General features: G+C 73.2%; 12 protein-coding genes and 1 other RNA gene. 9 read left to right on the forward strand and 4 right to left on the reverse strand.

What is annotated here, in order from left to right:
- Window positions 1-96: 96 nt before the first annotated feature.
- On the reverse strand, window positions 97-1,461 hold the full coding sequence (locus ACIQMU_RS25010; protein ID WP_352241246.1) for an ABC transporter substrate-binding protein: 1,365 nt from the start codon (window positions 1,459-1,461) through the stop codon (window positions 97-99).
- 186 nt (window positions 1,462-1,647) lie between these two features.
- Window positions 1,648-5,295, reverse strand: coding sequence for an FHA domain-containing protein (locus tag ACIQMU_RS25015; protein ID WP_402689721.1), 3,648 nt, complete (start codon window positions 5,293-5,295; stop codon window positions 1,648-1,650).
- 472 nt (window positions 5,296-5,767) lie between these two features.
- Here ACIQMU_RS25015 and ACIQMU_RS25020 point away from each other — a divergent pair, with 472 nt between their 5' ends.
- The 4 genes from ACIQMU_RS25020 to ACIQMU_RS25035 all read left to right on the forward strand — a co-directional run bounded on the left by ACIQMU_RS25020 (window position 5,768) and on the right by ACIQMU_RS25035 (window position 11,337).
- On the forward strand, window positions 5,768-7,462 hold the full coding sequence (locus tag ACIQMU_RS25020) for a serine/threonine-protein kinase (RefSeq protein ID WP_402689722.1): 1,695 nt from the start codon (window positions 5,768-5,770) through the stop codon (window positions 7,460-7,462).
- Window positions 7,463-7,725: 263 nt separating this feature from the next.
- Entirely contained in the window at window positions 7,726-8,973 is a 1,248-nt protein-coding gene (locus tag ACIQMU_RS25025; RefSeq protein WP_352241249.1) for a serine/threonine-protein kinase, read from the forward strand.
- 114 nt (window positions 8,974-9,087) lie between these two features.
- Window positions 9,088-10,194, forward strand: coding sequence for a peptide chain release factor 2 (prfB, locus tag ACIQMU_RS25030; RefSeq protein ID WP_356729863.1), 1,107 nt, complete (start codon window positions 9,088-9,090; stop codon window positions 10,192-10,194).
- 348 nt (window positions 10,195-10,542) lie between these two features.
- Window positions 10,543-11,337 carry a hypothetical protein gene (locus ACIQMU_RS25035; protein ID WP_402689723.1) on the forward strand — a complete coding sequence of 265 codons (795 nt, stop codon included), beginning with the start codon at window positions 10,543-10,545 and terminating at the stop codon, window positions 11,335-11,337.
- Between the two features lie 216 nt (window positions 11,338-11,553).
- On the opposite strand, the gene ACIQMU_RS25040 is transcribed toward ACIQMU_RS25035, so the two are convergent.
- Window positions 11,554-11,754: a hypothetical protein gene (locus ACIQMU_RS25040; protein WP_073215778.1), complete on the reverse strand. Its 201-nt coding sequence runs from the start codon at window positions 11,752-11,754 to the stop codon at window positions 11,554-11,556.
- A 260-nt stretch (window positions 11,755-12,014) separates the two neighbouring features.
- Between ACIQMU_RS25040 and ftsE the strand changes: the two genes are divergently transcribed.
- The 5 genes from ftsE to ssrA all read left to right on the forward strand — a co-directional run bounded on the left by ftsE (window position 12,015) and on the right by ssrA (window position 15,952).
- Window positions 12,015-12,704: a cell division ATP-binding protein FtsE gene (gene ftsE / locus ACIQMU_RS25045; RefSeq protein ID WP_003968787.1), complete on the forward strand. Its 690-nt coding sequence runs from the start codon at window positions 12,015-12,017 to the stop codon at window positions 12,702-12,704.
- Window positions 12,705-12,758: 54 nt separating this feature from the next.
- The gene (gene ftsX / locus ACIQMU_RS25050; protein ID WP_352241252.1) at window positions 12,759-13,676 is read left to right on the forward strand and encodes a permease-like cell division protein FtsX; all 918 of its coding nucleotides are present in this window, start codon (window positions 12,759-12,761) and stop codon (window positions 13,674-13,676) included.
- A gap of 68 nt (window positions 13,677-13,744) precedes the next feature.
- On the forward strand, window positions 13,745-14,938 hold the full coding sequence (locus tag ACIQMU_RS25055) for a S41 family peptidase (RefSeq protein WP_402689724.1): 1,194 nt from the start codon (window positions 13,745-13,747) through the stop codon (window positions 14,936-14,938).
- Window positions 14,939-14,956: 18 nt separating this feature from the next.
- Window positions 14,957-15,445 (forward strand): SsrA-binding protein SmpB, encoded by a 489-nt coding sequence (gene smpB, locus ACIQMU_RS25060; RefSeq protein ID WP_352241255.1) that lies wholly within the window; start codon window positions 14,957-14,959, stop codon window positions 15,443-15,445.
- Window positions 15,446-15,564: 119 nt separating this feature from the next.
- Window positions 15,565-15,952: a transfer-messenger RNA gene (gene ssrA / locus ACIQMU_RS25065) on the forward strand.
- Window positions 15,953-16,034: 82 nt separating this feature from the next.
- On the opposite strand, the gene ACIQMU_RS25070 is transcribed toward ssrA, so the two are convergent.
- On the reverse strand, window positions 16,035-17,774 hold the full coding sequence (locus ACIQMU_RS25070; protein ID WP_352241256.1) for a protein kinase domain-containing protein: 1,740 nt from the start codon (window positions 17,772-17,774) through the stop codon (window positions 16,035-16,037).
- Window positions 17,775-18,054 lie beyond the last annotated feature (280 nt).

The following is an 18,054-nucleotide window of genomic DNA, read 5'->3' on the forward strand; positions in this document are numbered from 1 at the left end:
GTCCTCTTCGGATCCGGGGGCGGGGACGGACGCGGAGTCGTGTCGTCGGCGGGGGGCGCCGAACCGGCGCCCCCCGCGGTCGCTGTCGTCACGTCGTCAGCTCTTGTACGCCTCGACCGCTGCGGACTCCAGCTGTTTCTGGGTCCCCGCGATGTCCTTCGGGTTCTTCAGGAAGTCCTGGAGGATCTTCCACTCGCCCTTCCCGGGCGTCCCGCCGAACGACTGCGGGGCCTGGTCGGACATGTCGAACCGGACGTCGTCACCGGCGTCGACCAGCGCCCGGGCCATCGTGCGCTGCACGTCGTTCGGGTACGCCTTCAGGTCCAGGCCCTTGTTCGGGGAGATGAACCCGCCCGCCTCGGCCCAGATCCTCGCCGCGTCGGACGAGGCCAGCCAGGTCAGCAGCGCCTGGGCGCCCTTGGTGTCCTTCAGCGCCACCGCCGCGTCGCCGCCGGTCACCACGGGGGACTCGGCACCCACCGCGGGGAACGGGAAGACCTTGGCGTCCGTGCCGATCTTCGCCTCGGTCTGCGCGATGTTGACGGAGACGAAGTCGCCCTCGAAGACCATCGCGCCCTTGGGCTGGTCGCCCCCGGTGAAGGTCTGGGTCACCGAGGTCGGGAACTCGGTCTGGAGCGCTCCGTCCGCGCCGCCCGCGATCAGTTCGGGCTTGCCGAACAGCTCGGCCAGCGTGGTCAGCGCGTCCTTGACGGACGGGTCGGTCCACGGGATCTCGTGCTTCGCGAGCTGGTCGTACTTGTCCGGCCCCGCCTGGGAGAGGTAGACGTTCTCGAACCAGTCGGTCAGGGTCCAGCCGTCCGCGCCGCCCACCGAGACCGGGGTGACGCCGGAGGCGGAGATCGTCTGCGCGGTCGTCAGGAAGTCCTTCCAGGTCTTCGGCTCACTCGCCCCCGCGTTGTCGAAAGCGGCGGCGTTGTACCAGATCAGGGACTTGTTGGCGGCCTTGAAGTACACGCCGTACTGGGTGCCGTCCACCGCGCCGAGGTCCTGCCAGACCTTGGCGTAGTTCTTGTCGAGCTGAGCCTTCGCCTCGGGGCCGACCGGCTTGGCCCACTTCTTCGCGGCGGCCTGCTGGATGGCGCCGACCTGCGGGATCATCGCCACATCCGGCGGCTGCTTGCCCGCGATCTTCGTGCCGAGGAAGTTGATGATGGGGTCCTGCGCCGGGACGAACGTGACGCTCGCCCCCGTGCGCTTCTCGAACTCGTCCAGCACCTTGGTGAAGTTCGCCTGCTCCGGTCCGGTCCAGACCGCGGCGACCGAGATGTTCTCCCCGTCCAGCTTCGGCAAGGTGACCGTGGACGCGTTGTCCGTGCCCTTGCCGGAATCGTCGTCCGACTTCTTCTTGCCGTCGCCGTCGCCTCCGCAGCCGGTGAGCGCCAGAGCGCCGGCCGCCGCGAATACCACTGCGGCCCTGCGTATCCGAAGGGTTGTGCGCATTCCTGCCCCGTCTCTTTCCTACGCGTCCGGCCACGTCGCATGCCCGGACCACGTCGTCCGTGCGCACAGTCCTACGCCGGGCACACGTGCCCCGCAATACCGTCGGAGCCCCCAACACACCTATTGTGATCGGCTCGTGACGTCATGTCAGGCATGTGTCGGTACGGGTGCGGGCCGGTGGCGGCGTCAGGACGTGAACGGCACGAGCGCCGGCAGCCGTTCGGCGTTCACCGAACGGGCCGCGCGCTCCAGCGCACTGGCGAGCAGCGCCAGGTCGGTCGGCCCGTTGCCCAGCTCCCGGACCGGGCGCCGGGTCGGCGGATCGCCCAGCCGCTCCCACTCCAGCGGGACGACCGTGGGGCGAAGCGTCGCCGTACGCGGGATACGGCCGGTGACCCGGCCCCCCTGGAAAGGCGTCACCCGGCCGTCCGGATGCCCCAGCCTGCCCCGGCCGGGGGCCGGTTCGTCCGGGGAGGGCGGCAGCACCGGGGCGTCCAGCACGATGCGCAGCCGGGCGCCGCGGGCCAGCTCGGTGTCCTCGGTGCGGTCCGGGCGCGCCGAGGTGGCGACCAGGTGCACCCCGAGCCGCCCTCCGTCGCGGGCCACGGCCTCCAGCGCCCGCACCACCGAACCGGCGGCGGGCCGTCCGGGGCTGCCGAGCGCCGGGGCGACCAGGGCGTCGAAGTCGTCGGCGAGGACGACGAGGCGGGGCAGCGGGGTGCGGCCGGGCTCCGGGGGCCGGGCGGTGGGGCGCAGCCGCAGGGTGCCGCTGGCCGGGGAGTCCAGATCGCCCCGGCGTTCGGCACCGCTCGGCGGCCGCTGGCCCACGACGCGGGGCCCGGGCTCCCGCTGCGCGTACCGCTCGTGCCAGGCGGCGAAGTCCAGGTCGCCGAGCAGCTCGGCGCGCCGCTTCAGCTCGCCGGCCAGGGCCTGCGCGAACTCCCGCATCCGGACCGGGTCGCACGCCACCAGGTGCGTGAAGACGTGCGGCAGCTCCGTACAGGGGAGCAGACCTTCGCCGCGCTCCCCCTGCTCGCCGCCGGAGCCGTCGACGAGGAGGATGCCGAGCCGGTCGGGCCGGGCCGCGGAGGCGAGCGAGGCGGCGACGGCCCGGAGCAGCTCGGTGCGGCCGCTGCCCGGAGGCCCCTCGATCAGCAGGTGCGGTCCCTCGTCGTCGAGATCGACGCTGAGGGGGCCCCGGGGGCCCGCCCCGAGGACGAGGACCGGCCGGCCGGTGTGCGCGGCGGCAGGGCTGCCGCCTCCGCCGGAGACGGGCGCCGAGGTGTCGTTCCGCTCTCCGGCCCCGGAGCTCCGCCCCGGGCCGGACCGCTGGGCGCCCGGATGGGGCGTGCGCCCGGAGTCGCGGGTGTTCAACGGCGGATACGGGGTGCGGTCCGGGTCGGGGGCGCCCGCGGCCGGATACGGGGTGCGGCCGGAGTCGCGGTGGTCGGAGGAGGCCGCGGTGCGCTGGGGGCCGACGCGGGGGCCCGCGCTGAGGGTGCGCCCGGAGCCGGGGCTGTCCAGCTCCGGGCGGGGCGGGGGAGCCGCCGCCGCGCGGGGCGACGAAGCGCCCGGCTGCGCCTCGGCCGTGGACGCCCAGCGGGCCATCAGCGAGGCCGGAGTGGCACGGGCCAGGCCCAGCTCGTCCAGCAGCCGGGCGGACGGCGGCAGCGCCGCGGTCGTCGGGCGGCCCGCCAGCGCGGCCGAGCCCTCCTCGCGCAGGGGTGCCAGGGCCCGTCCGAACCGCTCGGCCCAGGCCGCCGACACCGCGTCCACCGCGGCCACCGTCCCGTGCCCCGCGGCCTGCCCGCCCGCCGTGCGCAGCAGGCGCAGCGCCGTGGCGACGTCCCCGCTCAGCATCGCGACGGCCCCGCACTCCCGGAAGGCGATGGAGGCCCGGCAGGCGGCCTCGTACGTCGCGGAGACCGGGGAGGTGGGGGAGGCGGCCGGGGTCTCGGCCAGGCAGATCAGATGGATGCCGGCCGCCGCGCCCGCCCCGGCCAGCCGTGCCGTGGTCTCGCGCAGGTGCGCCGTGCCGGGGTCGCCGTCCAGGACGACCACCGTGTGCGGGCCCGTGTGGTCGCGGGCGGCTTCGGCCACCGAGGCCCGGTCCAGATGCGGCCAGCCGGGGCCGAGGGGGCCCTCGTCGAGGCGGCGCACCAGCTCGGCCGTACGGGCGTCCGCCTGCTCACGGTCGTAGGCGAGGAGCAGCCGGCAGTCCTGGCCGTGCGTGGGGCGCAGATGGGGCAGCCACCCCAGCCAGGACCACTCGCGCCGCCGCTCCTCCAGCGGGCGGGAGCGGTCCGTGCTGATGAGGACGACCTCCAGGTCGAACGGGGAGTGCAGGGCGGCGAGCTGCGCCACCGTCGCCCGGGCGAGCCCCGCCAGCCGCGCGCGTGGACCGGCGAGCCCCAGGGAGCCGGCCTCCCGCAGCCCCACGGTCACCGGCACGGCGGGCACCTCGCCCCGGTCGGTCGTGCCGAGCCGCACCACCAGTGCCTCCGGGTGGGCCGGGTGGCGCTCCCAGAGCCGGGGCCCGGGGCCGAGCGCGGTCAGCAGCACGGCGGCCGGGTCGGGCCAGGTGCCCTCCGGTGCGGAGGGCAGCGCGGAGAAGGGGGAGCCGGGTGAGGCGGGGGAGGCCAGGTGCCCGGCCCCCGACGGGCCGCCCGAGGGGCCGGGGGAGCCGGCCCCGGAGCCGTGCGCCCCGGGTCCCTGTGCCGCGGAGCCGTGCGGGCCGGCGGGAGTGCGGGGGGCGCCGTACGCGTCCGGGTCGCCGGAGCGTGCGTGTCTGCCGGCGCCCGTCTCCGGGCCCGCCGCCTGCTCGCCCTTGGCGCCGCCCTTGAGCCGCCTCGCCCAGGCGCCTATGCCGCGCCGGGGCGCCGGAGCACCGGCGAACTCCCCGCCGCGGGCGTGGGCGCCGTGTCCCGGGCGGGAGTCCGGCCCCGCCCCGGCGTGCTCCGGCCAGGAGGCGTCGTCGGGGAAGGGCTCCCGGGTCCCGTCGGGGCCGGGGCGCCCGGGGGGCGGGGCGGCGGACGAGGAGGGGAACGGGGAGGCCGAGGAGACCGCGCCGGGGCCGGAGGCCCGGTCCGGCGGGCCGTAGGCGGAGCCGCCGCCCGGGCCGCCGTGGCCGGATGGGTGCGCGGGCCCCCCGGCGGGGTGCCCGGGAGCGGGGGTCCCCGGTGTCTCGGCGCGGGCCACCCGCAGGTGCCCCTCGCCGTCCGGGGCGGTCGGCAAGGCCGCCGGACGGGAGCCCGCCGTGAGGCGGAGGGCGGATTCACCGAGGCGCAGCAGTGCGCCGGGGGCGAGGCGGACGGGCCGCTCGCGCACCTCGACGCCGTCCACCGAGGTGCCGTTCGTCGAACCGAGGTCGGCGACCGAGACCTGGCCGTCGTCGGAGACCGTCACCGCGCAGTGCAGCCGGGAGACGTCCGGGTCGTCGAGCGGGACGTCCGCGTCGGCGGAGCGGCCGATCCGGACCTGCCCGCCGTGCAGCAGATGGACCCCGCCCGCGTCGGGCCCCGCCACCACGTGCAGCTGGGCCGGAACGGCGTCGTCCGTCGCCTCCTCGTCGCCGGGGACCTGGAGCGAGAGGACCGCGCCGTCCACCAGGGGCGGTTCGCCCAGCGCGATGCGGTGAGCGTCCAGCCGGTCCCGCCCGGCGAAGAGGACGACCGCCCCGCCGCCCTGGGAGGTCTCGGGCCCGGACACGGCGGAGGCCAGCTGGGAGGCGACGGCGGCCAACGCCGTCCCGGCGGGGGCGGTGACGAGCACGTCGCAGGTGCGCGCCGGGGTCTGGCCGCTGCGCGGCGCGAGGACGGTCAGCCGGATCTGCATCGCCGTCAGCGGTCCCTTCTGCGCGGGGTGCCCGGCAGGGGAAACGCCCTGTGATTCCCCCCACCCGGCACGGACACGTCGTCCGTACAGGTCGTCACGCTCCGCGAGAATCCCACCTCGCAGATCCGTGCTGGAGGCATCCTCGCACCTGCCGCTGACAACACGCCCGGCGGTCACCTTTAAATGATCTTGAATGGTCGGCTGTGGGCGCAAAAGTGCCTGCTTGCGTCCGGATCCCGCTGCTCGGAGGGGTTTCTCCGTGATCACCCCGCGCGGTCCGGGCGGAAAACCGCGTCCGTGACCGAACGGTTGACCGACTTCTGATCAGCCGTGCGGCAACCTTATGGCTGGTCTGCGCGTCTTCCCCCGAAACGTGAGCCCCCGGTGCCCCGTTCGGCGGCACTACAGTGGGCCGGAACATTCGGGCGGGCCGGGGGGACCGCAGCACCACGATCAGCAGGGAGCGCATGACGTGCGGCCGGTAGGCAGCAAGTACCTGCTCGAGGAGCCGCTCGGACGCGGCGCCACGGGCACCGTCTGGCGAGCCCGCCAGCGGGAGACCGCGGGCGCCGAGGCAGCCGTCGCGGGTCAGCCGGGCGAGACCGTGGCGATCAAGGTCCTCAAGGAGGAGCTCGCCAACGACGCCGACGTCGTGATGCGGTTCCTGCGGGAGCGCTCCGTCCTGCTGCGGCTCACGCACCCGAACATCGTGCGCACCCGGGACCTCGTCGTCGAGGGCGATCTCCTCGCCCTGGTCATGGACCTGATCGACGGCCCCGACCTGCACCGCTATCTCCGCGAGAACGGACCGCTCACCCCGGTCGCCGCCGCCCTGCTCACCGCGCAGATCGCGGACGCGCTCGCCGCCAGCCACGCCGACGGCGTCGTCCACCGCGACCTCAAGCCCGCCAACGTGCTGCTCGACGAGCGCGACGGCCAGATGCACCCGATGCTCACCGACTTCGGCATCGCGCGCCTGGCCGACTCCCCGGGCCTGACCCGGACCCACGAGTTCGTCGGCACCCCCGCGTATGTGGCGCCGGAGTCCGCCGAGGGCCGCCCGCAGACCTCCGCCGTCGACGTCTACGGCGCGGGCATCCTGCTGTACGAGCTGGTCACCGGCCGCCCGCCGTTCGCCGGGGGCACCGCCCTCGAAGTCCTGCACCGGCACCTCAGCGAGGAGCCCAGCCGCCCCTCCACCGTCCCCGCGCCGCTGTGGACGGTCATAGAGCGCTGTTTGAGCAAGGACCCCGACCGGCGGCCCAGCGCCGAGAACCTGGCCCGCGGACTGCGTACGGTCGCCTCGGGCATCGGCGTCCACGCGAACTCGGCCCAGATCGCCGCGGCCGAAGGGGTGGGCGCGCTGCTCGCCCCCGACCCGGCGCCCGCGGCCGTCCCGGAGACCCCGGGCGCGGCCGACCCCACGCAGGTGCTGCCGAGCAACGCGGGCTCCTTCGACCCCGCCGCCGCCACCAGCGTGCTCCCGCAGACCGGCCCCGAGGGCCAGGGCGGCCCCGGCCAGGCGCCCGGCGGCCACGCAGACCCGACCGCCGTCATGCCGCCCGTGCCGCAGCGCCCCGACGCACCGGCCCAGCCGGACGGCCCGCACCCCTGGCAGTCACAGCTCCAGGCGGCCCGCGACCGCAACGACCAGACCCAGGTCCAGTACCTCGACCCGAGCCAGGACCCGCTGCGCCGCCGGCCCCAGCGCCGGCAGCCGCCCCCGCAGCAGCACCAGCAGCAGCCGCCCCAGCGGCGCCAGCCGCCCCCGCAGCACCAGCAGTACCCGCAGCAACACCAGCCGCAGCAGCAGCATCAGCCGCAGCGCTACCAGCAGCCGCAGGCACCGCAGCCCCAGCGGCAGCAGTACGCACCGCAGCCGCCGCAGCCCCAGCAGCCGGCCGCGCGCCCGCCGCGCGAGCCGCGTCCGCCGAGGCAGCGCGGCGCCAACCCGATGCGCATCCCCGGGCTCGGCTGCCTCAAGGGCTGCCTGTTCACCGTGGTGCTCCTGATCGTCGCCGGCTGGCTCATCTGGGAGCTGACCCCGCTGCAGGACTGGGTCGCCCAGGGCAAGGGCTACTGGGAAGCGATCGGCGACGCGATCGGCACGGTCACCGAATGGGTCTCCGAGATCGGCGACAGCGCCGGCGGTTCGGGCGGGGCCTGACCCGCGGCGGCCGGGCGGGCGCCCGTGCCGGACGGACGGCCCCGCCGGACAGCGGCCGGGCGGGCCCGGACCGCTACGGCCCCGTGAAGGCCGCCCGGACGGCTCCGCCCGCCCCGGGCCCGTAACTCTGTCCCTTTGTCGACTTCTCCGGGTCCATTTGGCCCGGAGAAGTGAAGGTCGGTGCCATCCAGGGCACGTGACACCCCGAACGCGGCGTAACTTTGTCGACCGGGGGTCCACCGCCAGCCGCTGAGGGAGCAGTCTTGGCACGGAATATCGGCAGCCGGTACACGGCCCACCAGATCCTGGGGCGCGGCAGCGCCGGCACGGTATGGCTCGGCGAAGGGCCCGAGGGGCCGGTCGCCATCAAGCTGCTCCGCGAGGACCTCGCGTCCGACCAGGAGCTCGTGGGCCGCTTCGTGCGGGAGCGCACCGCCCTGCTCGGGCTCGACCACCCGCACGTGGTCGCCGTCCGGGACCTCGTGGTGGACGGCAACGACCTGGCGCTGGTCATGACGCTCGTACGCGGCACCGACCTGCGCACCCGCCTGGACCGTGAGCGTCGCCTCGCCCCCGAGGCCGCCGCCGCGATCATCGCCGACGTCGCCGACGGACTGGCCGCCGCGCACAAGGCCCAGGTGGTCCACCGGGACGTCAAGCCCGAGAACATCCTGCTGGACATGGAGGGCCCGCTCGGTCCGGGCGGCGCGCACCCCGCCCTGCTCACCGACTTCGGCGTCGCCAAGCTGATCGACACCCCGCGCCGCACCAAGTCCACGAAGATCATCGGTACGCCGGACTACCTGGCCCCCGAGATCGTCGAGGGCCTCCCGCCGCGCGCGGCCGTCGACATCTACGCCCTGGCGACCGTGCTCTACGAGCTGCTCGCCGGGTTCACGCCCTTCGGCGGGGGCCACCCCGGTGCGGTCCTGCGCCGGCACGTGACCGAGACCGTCGTCCCCCTCCCCGGCATCCCCGAGGAGCTCTGGCAGCTCCTGGTCCAGTGCCTGGCCAAGGCCCCGGCCTCCCGGCTGCGCGCCTCGGAGCTCGCCGCCCGGCTGCGCGATCTGCTGCCCCTGCTGGCGGGGATACCCCCGCTGGAGGTGGACGAGCCCGGACCGGAGGAGAGCGACGAGCGGCCCCCCGCCTACGACGAGCAGCAGTACACCCCGGCCCCCGAGGAGCCCCGCCGCCGCGGGGCGGTCCCCCTGGTGCCCGGCTCCGCCCCCGACTCCAACCGGGATACCCACACGAGCATGCGCGTCCCGGCCCCCGACGAACTGGCGGGCGGCCCGCTGGGAACGGCCCGCGCCCCCCGCGCCCCGGGCAGGCCCCGGCCCGGCTCCGCCCGCAACAAGGCGGCGGCCGTCCGCAAGCGCCGCATCACCCTCGGTGTCGCCGCCCTGGTCCTCTGCGCGGCCGTGGCGGTCGGCGGCCGGCTGGCCATCGGCGGCGACGACGGGAACCAGGCGCCCCAGGACAGCGAGAACTCGGCCCCGGCGACCCCGTAGGAGGGGGCCGCACGCCCGCCGGCAGGGCCGCCGGGAGCCCTCACTCGGGCACGGACGGGCATCCGGTTTCCGGGCGGGGGGAAGGTTCAGCCGCCCAGCCGTTACGCTGGACCCGTGGCAGTCGTCGATATTTCCGAAGAGCTGAAGTCCCTCTCCTCGACCATGGGGTCGATCGAGGCCGTCCTGGACCTGGATGCGCTGAGGGCGGACATCGCCGCGCTCGAGGAGCAGGCTGCGGCGCCGTCCCTGTGGGACGACCCGGAGGCGGCTCAGAAGATCACCAGCAAGCTTTCGCACCTCCAGGCCGAGGTCCGCAAGGCGGAGACCCTGCGCGGCCGCATCGACGACCTCGCAGTCCTCTTCGAGCTCGCCGCGGACGAGAGCGACGCCGACACCCAGGCCGAGGCCGAGGCCGAGCTGGAGTCGGTGAAGAAGGCGCTGGACGAGATGGAGGTCCGCACCCTCCTCTCCGGCGAGTACGACGCGCGCGAGGCGCTGGTGACCATCCGGGCCGAGGCTGGCGGCGTCGACGCGGCCGACTTCGCGGAGAAGCTCCAGCGCATGTACATGCGCTGGGCCGAGCGGCACAACTACAAGACCGAGGTCTACGAGACCGCGTACGCCGAAGAGGCCGGCATCAAGTCGACCACCTTCGCCGTCCAGGTCCCGTACGCCTACGGCACACTCTCCGTCGAGCAGGGCACCCACCGCCTGGTCCGCATCTCGCCCTTCGACAACCAGGGCCGCCGTCAGACGTCCTTCGCGGGCGTCGAGGTGCTCCCGGTGGTCGAGCGGACCGACCACATCGAGATCGACGAGTCCGAGCTGCGTGTGGACGTGTACCGCTCCTCGGGCCCGGGCGGACAGGGCGTCAACACCACGGACTCGGCGGTCCGTCTGACCCACCTGCCCACCGGCATCGTCGTCTCCTGCCAGAACGAGCGCTCGCAGATCCAGAACAAGGCGTCCGCGATGAACGTCCTCCAGGCGAAGCTGCTTGAGCGCCGCCGCCAGGAGGAGCAGGCGAAGATGAACGCGCTCAAGGGCGACGGCGGCAACTCCTGGGGCAACCAGATGCGTTCGTACGTCCTGCACCCGTATCAGATGGTCAAGGACCTCCGTACGGAGTTCGAGATGGGCAACCCCGAAGCGGTCTTCAACGGCGAGATCGACGGCTTCGTCGAGGCGGGCATCCGCTGGCGCAAGCAGCGCTCGAAGTAGCGGCGACAGCAGGGAGTCGGGCCCGGACAGGTGACTGTCCGGGCCCTCTGCCGTGGCGGGTCCGGCCGGATCGGGGAGAACCCGTGCCCGATGCGTCACAGTCGTGCTTCCGAATAGCCGTCAAGAACCCCCATACCGGTGTGTAGTGCACGGAACGGCCTTGACGTAATCCTTAACTCTGGCCAGGGTGCTGGAGCAGCATGCGTATGTCTGGGACGGGTGTGAACCGGGGGGCGGGCGGGGTGACCACGGCACGACGTGGCCTCGCCGAGCGAAGATTCCCCGTGGGGCCCACGGCCCGCATACGGCTGCTCCAATGACGAGATCGGCTACTGGGGGTAGCAACACATGACGAAGAAGACGCGAATGCGCGTCGCGCGGATCGCCGCTGGCGCGGTTATCGCCGCGGGCGCTTCGCTGACCGCTGCCGGTGCGGCGCAGGCGGTCGGCATCGGTATCGGTGTGGACGCCGAAGACGGCACCGGTGTGCACGTCCAGGCGGGCCTGCTGGACGGGGACGACGACCCGACCAACCCGGAGGACCCGACCAACCCGGAGGACCCGAACAACCCGGGCGGCCCGATCGACCCGCCGGTTGACCCGCCGGTTGACCCGCCGGTTGACCCGCCCGTTGACCCGCCGGTCGACCCGCCGGTGGACCCGCCGGTGGACCCGCCGGTCGACCCGCCCGTGGACCCGCCCGTGGACCCGCCCGTGGACCCGCCGGTGGACCCGCCGGTGGACCCGCCGGTCGACCCGCCCGTGGACCCGCCGGTTGACCCGCCGGTTGACCCGCCGGTCGACCCGACGGACCCCACCGACCCCACCGACCCCACGGACCCCACCGATCCGACGGACCCGACTGACCCCACCGATCCGACGGACCCGTCTTCCCCGGACACTGACGGCGACGACGTCGGCACCTGCACCGTCGACTCCGACGGCGCCGAGTGCACCGACAACACGGACACCGACAGCGTCGGCAACAAGCCGGTCGAGCAGAGCAAGGGCAAGGAAGAGCTCGCCGAGACCGGTGCGGCGGAGACGACCTTCCTGGTCATCGGCGCCGCGACGATGATCGCGGGCGGCATCGGCTTCCGCATCCTGCCGCGCCTCGTCGGCGGCGGCCAGACGGTCGCCTAGGTCCGCGACGGACCGTACCGACGCGTAGCGGGCGCACGCCGGACCCGCACGCGGCACGGCACAGCATGACGAAGGGCCCGGGAGGGCGTACAACGCCTCCCGGGCCCTTCCGCGCGTCCGGAACCGCTCAGGCGGCCGTACGCGTACGCGTACGTGTGCGTCCGTCAGCCCCGACAGGGCGACGAGGGACGGCCCCCGGGGGCCGTGCGGGCCGGATCAGGCCGCTTGGTGCGCCAGCAGCGCGAGCGCGGTCAGCAGGACCACCATCAGGGCGATCAACGTGGCCGGGCTCATCCCGGCCAGCGGGCCCTGGCCCTGCTCCTCCAGCATCTGCTGCCGCACGGCACGGCAGACGCGGCAGCGGCCCTCGCTCACGGGCGCCGCGCAGTTCGCGCACACCAGTCGGTCATAGGTCATGCGCATTCCTCCTCCCGCGCGGCGGAGCCGCTTGCCTGCTTTCTCTCCGCACAACGCTCACGGAAACGCAACCGTTCCCCCCACCACTGTGCCAGCTCGCGGCGCTTTCGGCGCGTCCCGCCGGACAAGGTCCGGCACGACCCGTCTCCTTCCGGAGGCCGATCCATCATAAAACGCCCATTGCCGGACGCCGACTGCACGCCTGAGCCCGGTTCGCGTATGGTCACGCTCACCTACTCCCGGCCGACCGTGGTGCATCCGTGATCCGATTCGACAACGTCTCCAAGACCTACCCGAAGCAGACCCGACCGGCTCTGCGCGATGTCTCGTTGGACATCGAGAAGGGTGAGTTCGTCTTCCTGGTGGGGTCCTCCGGCTCCGGCAAGTCGACCTTCATGCGACTGATCCTGCGCGAGGAGCGCGCCAGCACGGGCATGGTCCACGTGCTCGGCAAGGACCTCGCGCGGCTGTCCAACTGGAAGGTGCCGCAGATGCGCCGCCAGTTGGGGACGGTCTTCCAGGACTTCCGCCTGCTGCCCAACAAGACGGTCGCGGAGAACGTGGCCTTCGCGCAGGAGGTCATCGGCAAGCCCCGCGGCGAGATCCGCAAGGCCGTGCCCCAGGTCCTCGACCTCGTCGGCCTCGGCGGCAAGGAGGAGCGGATGCCCGGTGAGCTCTCCGGTGGTGAGCAGCAGCGCGTGGCCATCGCCCGCGCCTTCGTGAACCGCCCCATGCTGCTGATCGCGGACGAGCCGACCGGCAACCTCGACCCGCAGACCTCCGTGGGCATCATGAAGCTGCTGGACCGGATCAACCGGACCGGCACCACCGTGATCATGGCGACCCACGACCAGAACATCGTCGACCAGATGCGCAAGCGCGTCATCGAGCTCGAGCAGGGCCGTCTCGTACGCGACCAGGCACGCGGCGTCTACGGCTACCAGCACTGACCGAGGGGCTCCGGCCCTTCGTGCATTTCGAGCATCGAGTACTGAAAGGACGCCATGCGCGCCCAGTTCGTCCTGTCGGAGATCGGCGTCGGTCTCCGCCGCAACCTCACGATGACCTTCGCGGTCGTGGTCTCCGTCGCCCTCTCGCTCGCCCTGTTCGGCGGTGCGCTGCTGATGCGCGAGCAGGTCAGCACGATGAAGGACTACTGGTACGACAAGGTCAACGTCTCGATCTTCCTCTGCAACAAGAACGACGCCAAGGACATGCCCAAGTGCGCCAAGGGGGCCGTCACCAAGGAGCAGAGGGAGCAGATCAAGGCCGACCTGGAGAAGATGGACGCCGTCGAGACGGTCCACTTCGAGACGGTCGACGAGGCGTACAAGCACTACCAGGAGCAGTTCGGCGACTCCCCGATGGCGGGCAACATCACGCCCGACCAGATGCAGGAGTCCTTCCGGGTCAAGCTGGACGACCCGCAGAAGTACAAGGTCGTCGCGACGGCGTTCGCCGGGCGGGACGGGGTGCAGTCCGTCCAGGACCAGCGGTCCATCCTGGACAACCTCTTCGAGCTGATGAACGGCATGAACGTCGTCGCGATCTACGTGATGATCCTGATGCTGGTCATCGCGCTGATCCTGATCGTCAACACCGTGCGCGTCTCCGCGTTCAGCCGGAGACGTGAAACGGGCATCATGCGCCTCGTGGGTGCCTCCGGCTTCTACATCCAGGCCCCCTTCATCATGGAGGCGGCCGTCGCCGGCCTGATCGGTGGCGTGCTGGCCTGCGCCATGCTGCTCGGCGGCCGGTACTTCCTGATCGACGGCGGCCTCGCCCTCCAGGAGAAGCTGAACCTGATCAACTTCATCGGCTGGGACGCGGTCCTCACCAAGCTTCCACTGGTGCTCGCGATCGGCCTGCTGATGCCCGCCGTCGCCGCTCTCTTCGCGTTGCGCAAGTACCTGAAGGTGTGACATGTGCCCCCTGGGGCGCACGGGCGATCGCCCGCGCGCCCCGGAGGGCCTGTCCTAGACTCGTCGCCATGCCGGGCTCTGCGCACCGCTTCGGGCCCCGCGGCGTTCGCCGCGGGGCGGCCCTGACGTTGGTCTTCGGATGCGCGCTCGCCACCGCCGCGGCGACCGGTTCGCTGCCGCGGGGTTCCGATGCGGATGCCGGGACCGTGACGCAGACCCGTGCCGTCTCCTCCTCCGTCGCCCCGGTCGACCGCGAGGAGATCGAGGGCGCCGCCGCCGAGGCCGAGGCGGACGGGAAGTCCGTGAAGGACGCCGCCGAGGAGGTCGTCAGCCGCAGCGGGGACCGCTGGGGCGCGGTCTACGACGAGCGGGAGTACGAGGAGTTCGAGCAGGCGCTGGACGGCTCCTACACCGGCGTCGGGCTCTCCGCCCGGCGCACCGCCCACGGTGACGTCGCGGTCTCCCGTGTGCAGGCCGGCGGCCCCGCCGACCGGGCCGGCATCCGCGCCGGCGACCTGCTGCGCACGCTGGACGGCCGCGCGGTCGGTAGACGCCCGGTCGCGGAGGTCGTCGCGTTACTCCGCGGTGACGGTACGGGAGAGGCCGAGGGCACCCGGGTGGAGCTCGGGCTGGTCCGGAAGGGGCGGAGCTGGACCGAGACCCTGGAGCGGGCCCGGCTGACCACCGACGCGGTCACCGTGCGGCGGCTGGGGGCCGCGCCCTCCCCGACGGTCATGATCAAGGTCGCCGCTTTCACCAAGGGCGCGGGGGCCGACGTCCGGGACGCGGTCCGCGACGCCCCCGACGGGGCCGGGATACTCCTCGACCTGCGCGCCAACTCCGGCGGACTCGTCGCCGAGGCCGTCGTCGCCGCCTCCGCCTTCCTGGACGGCGGCCTGGTCGCCACGTACGACGTGCGCGGCGAGGAGCAGGCCCTGTACGCCGACCCGGGCGGTGACACGGACCGGCCGGTCGTCGTCCTGGTCGACGGCGGCACGATGAGCGCCGCCGAGCTGCTGACCGGCGCGCTCCAGGACCGGGGCCGCGCTGTCACCGTCGGCTCGCCCACCTTCGGCAAGGGCTCCGTGCAGATGCCCAGCGAGCTTCCGGGCGGTTCGGTGGCCGAGCTGACCGTCGGCCACTACCGCACCCCGGCCGGGCGGAACGTCGACGGCAAGGGCATCACACCCGACCTCGTGGTGCGGGAGAGGGCCCAGCAGCGGGCCGAGACGGTATTGAGTGGCCTCGGGGGCGGGTCGTAGTGCGAAAATGACCGCACTATGGCGAAGGAAAAAGACACCGGGCGCAAGATGATCGCGCAGAACAAGAAGGCGCGGCACGACTACACGATCCTCGACACCTACGAGTGCGGTCTCGTTCTCATGGGGACGGAGGTCAAGTCCCTGCGCATGGGACGGGCCTCCCTCGTCGACGGCTTCGTCCAGATCGACGGCCACGAGGCGTGGCTCCACAACATCCACGTGCCCGAGTACGTCCAGGGCACCTGGACCAACCACACGGCCAAGCGGAAGCGCAAGCTGCTGCTGCACCGGGCCGAGATCGACAAGCTGGAGTCGAAGTCCCAGGAGAGCGGGCACACCATCGTGCCGCTCGCGCTGTACTTCAAGGACGGCCGGGTCAAGGTCGAGATCGCGCTCGCGAAGGGCAAGAAGGAGTACGACAAGCGGCAGACGCTCCGTGAGAAGCAGGACACGCGGGAGACGAACCGTGCGATCTCGGCGGCCCGCCGGCGGCAGCGCAGCGCCTGAGCGGGGCCCGTCCCGGCGGGGGCGGCGTCCGGGCGGGAATACGGTGGCATCGTCCGGCGTTGGTCACGTACGATGGGCTGCGCACCCCGGCGAGGGTGCGTGGATTGAAAAAACAACATGGGGATGATCGGTTTCGACAGCGGATGTCGAAGCAGGGGAAGCGAGTCGAGGAAGCGGCAATGATCTCGTAAACCATATGTCGCAAACAATAATCGCCAATTCCAAGCGCGATTCCTCCGCCTTCGCCCTCGCTGCCTAATTAGCAGCTAAGCGAAGACTCTGCGGAGTGTCAGCCCGGGAGTGATCCCGACCCGGATCCTGGCATCAACTAGGGATCTAAACTTCTCGGCCCGGCCACGGGGCCGAGAAGGAAATCAAACAGTGGCTGGGCCTGTCGGAGGCTTGTTCGCGTGACCTCCGGGGCCGAGAAAAGCGCAGCGGACTGCACTCGGAGAAGCCCTGGTTCCGCACCGTTGGACGCGGGTTCGATTCCCGCCATCTCCACCACCCCATGTAAGCCTCCGCCCCGCGAGTTCACTCGCGGGGCGGAGGCTTTTCCCATGCCCGGGAGTACTCCCGCCGGGGCGCGTCAGGGCTCCAGTACGGGGTCGGCGAGTGCGGCCCGGACTTCCCGGCCGCACTCGCCCGAGACCCTGTCGACCGTGATGCGCAGCCGCAGCACGTCGGTGACCGGCACCTCGAAGGCCCGTTCCTTGCCCAGGGACAGTGTCCCGGAGGCAAGGATCTTGCCGTCGCCCAGAAGGGTCACTTTGCCCTGCGACCGGGGCGAACTGTCCGAGACGCCGCCGGTGAAGCGGAGGGTGGACCAGGCGCGCCCCAGGTTGTACTCGGTGGAGTTCCCTTTCATGCAGGGCATGCCCACGCTCAGCGCCGTGTCGAAGCTCCGGGTGTTCAGGACGACCGGCTCGGTGGAGAAATCGATGCCGTCGACCGGCGTCAGCGCCGTCAGGGACTGAGGCTGCGGGTCGGCGGGCGTGGCGGAGCCGCTGGTGTCGGGGGAGGCGGAGGGATCTCCCGCCGGCTGTGGGGACGCGCCACCCGGCGCCTCGCTCGGCGACGGACCCGGCTCCGTGGCCGAGGGGGTCGTCCCGGTGAGCGAGGCGGTCGGCTCCGGGCTCCGGCCCGAGGCCGTCCCGCCGTCGCCCGAGGCCAACTGGGAGCCCAGGACTCCGCCGGTCACCAGCAGCGCCACGGCTGCCGCCGCGACCAGCGGCAGCGGGTACCTGGGGCGGGGGCGCCCCGTGTCCGGCGCTGTCACGGGCGCCGGAGGCTGCGTCGGCGGTGGCTGCGGCGCGATGCCATGCGGGCGCGCGGAGGGCGCGGCCCCCGGCGACGCCACCCCGCCCGGAGCCGCCCCCGGCGGCGGGGAAGCGGGCGGGGGCGGTGCCGTGGCCGTGCGGGCGCGGGACGTCGTCGTCACCACCGCCGGGCGCAACTGCCGCACCCAGCCGGTCAGCGACGCGGGCCGGCGGCCGGGATCGGCGTCGTACAGCGCGAGCAGGGCGGCCCGCCGCTCGGGCGGCAGACCGGCGACCTCCGGCAGTGCGGTGAACCGCTCGCGCAGCTGTTCCGGGGTCGCGGGCGGGGTCTCGCCGCTGAGCAGGAAGTAGGCGATGGCCCCGAACGCGTACCGGTCGGCCGCCGGGGACCGTACACCCTCGTGCACCTCGGGTGCGGCGAACCCGGGGGTGAACCAGACCTCGGCCGTCCGGTGTTCGGGGGCGAGCTTGCTCAGCCCGAAGTCGACCAGGGTGGCCTGGCCGTCGGCGTCGACCATCACGTTGCCGGGCGACAGGTCGCCGTGCACCACCACGCGGCCCGAGGGGGTGGCGCTTCCCGAGTGCAACCGGTCCAGCACCTCGGCAAGCTGTTCCAGGCAGCGCACGGCCTCGCGCCGCTCGGCGGGGGTCTCCACGGTGCGCTCGGCCCGCCAGTCCCGCAGGTCCAGGCCCTCCACGTGGTTCATCACCAGGTACAGGCAGCGGCCGGTGCTCTCCCCGGCCCGGCCCGGGGGGTGCGGGGGCGGGCCCTCGAAGTGTTCCCGTACCCCGATCACACCGACCCGGTGCACGAAGCGGAGCAGCTCGGCCTGGTCGCTCCAGGCGGCGCTGATCCGGGCGAAGCCCTCGGGAGTCATGGTGGTGCGGGTGTCCAGGACCTTCACCACGACGGGCTCGGCCTCGCCGGACAGCTCCAGGTCGGCGAGGTAGAGGACCGCCTCGCCGCCACGTCCGATGGACCGTCGCAACCGGTAGCGGTCCGGTGCCGAATCCGGTCCGACGCGCAGACCTCCGGTCGTGGTCGCCATGCGAGAAGTCCCCCCGGGTACGCGTGAACAACGGCCGGATCAGCCTCTCCCAGTCATCGGCCCAGGTCAACTCCCCTCCGAAGGGGTCGGCTTGACGTCTACGACGCTGTGGGCGAAGCCGTCGTCGCTGTTCCCGCGTCCGGCATGACCGGCGCCGGAAGCCGCCGCGGGCCGCCGGGCCGGGCGGCGGGCGGCGGGGCCGGCTCACCGGGCCTCCTCCGGCCCGGTGAGAGCGAGGTTGCGCACCGGTCACCTCAGGGCACCGCGCCGAAACGCGGGC

It is taken from the genome of Streptomyces sp. NPDC091649, assembly GCF_044756785.1.
Classification (GTDB): domain Bacteria; phylum Actinomycetota; class Actinomycetes; order Streptomycetales; family Streptomycetaceae; genus Streptomyces.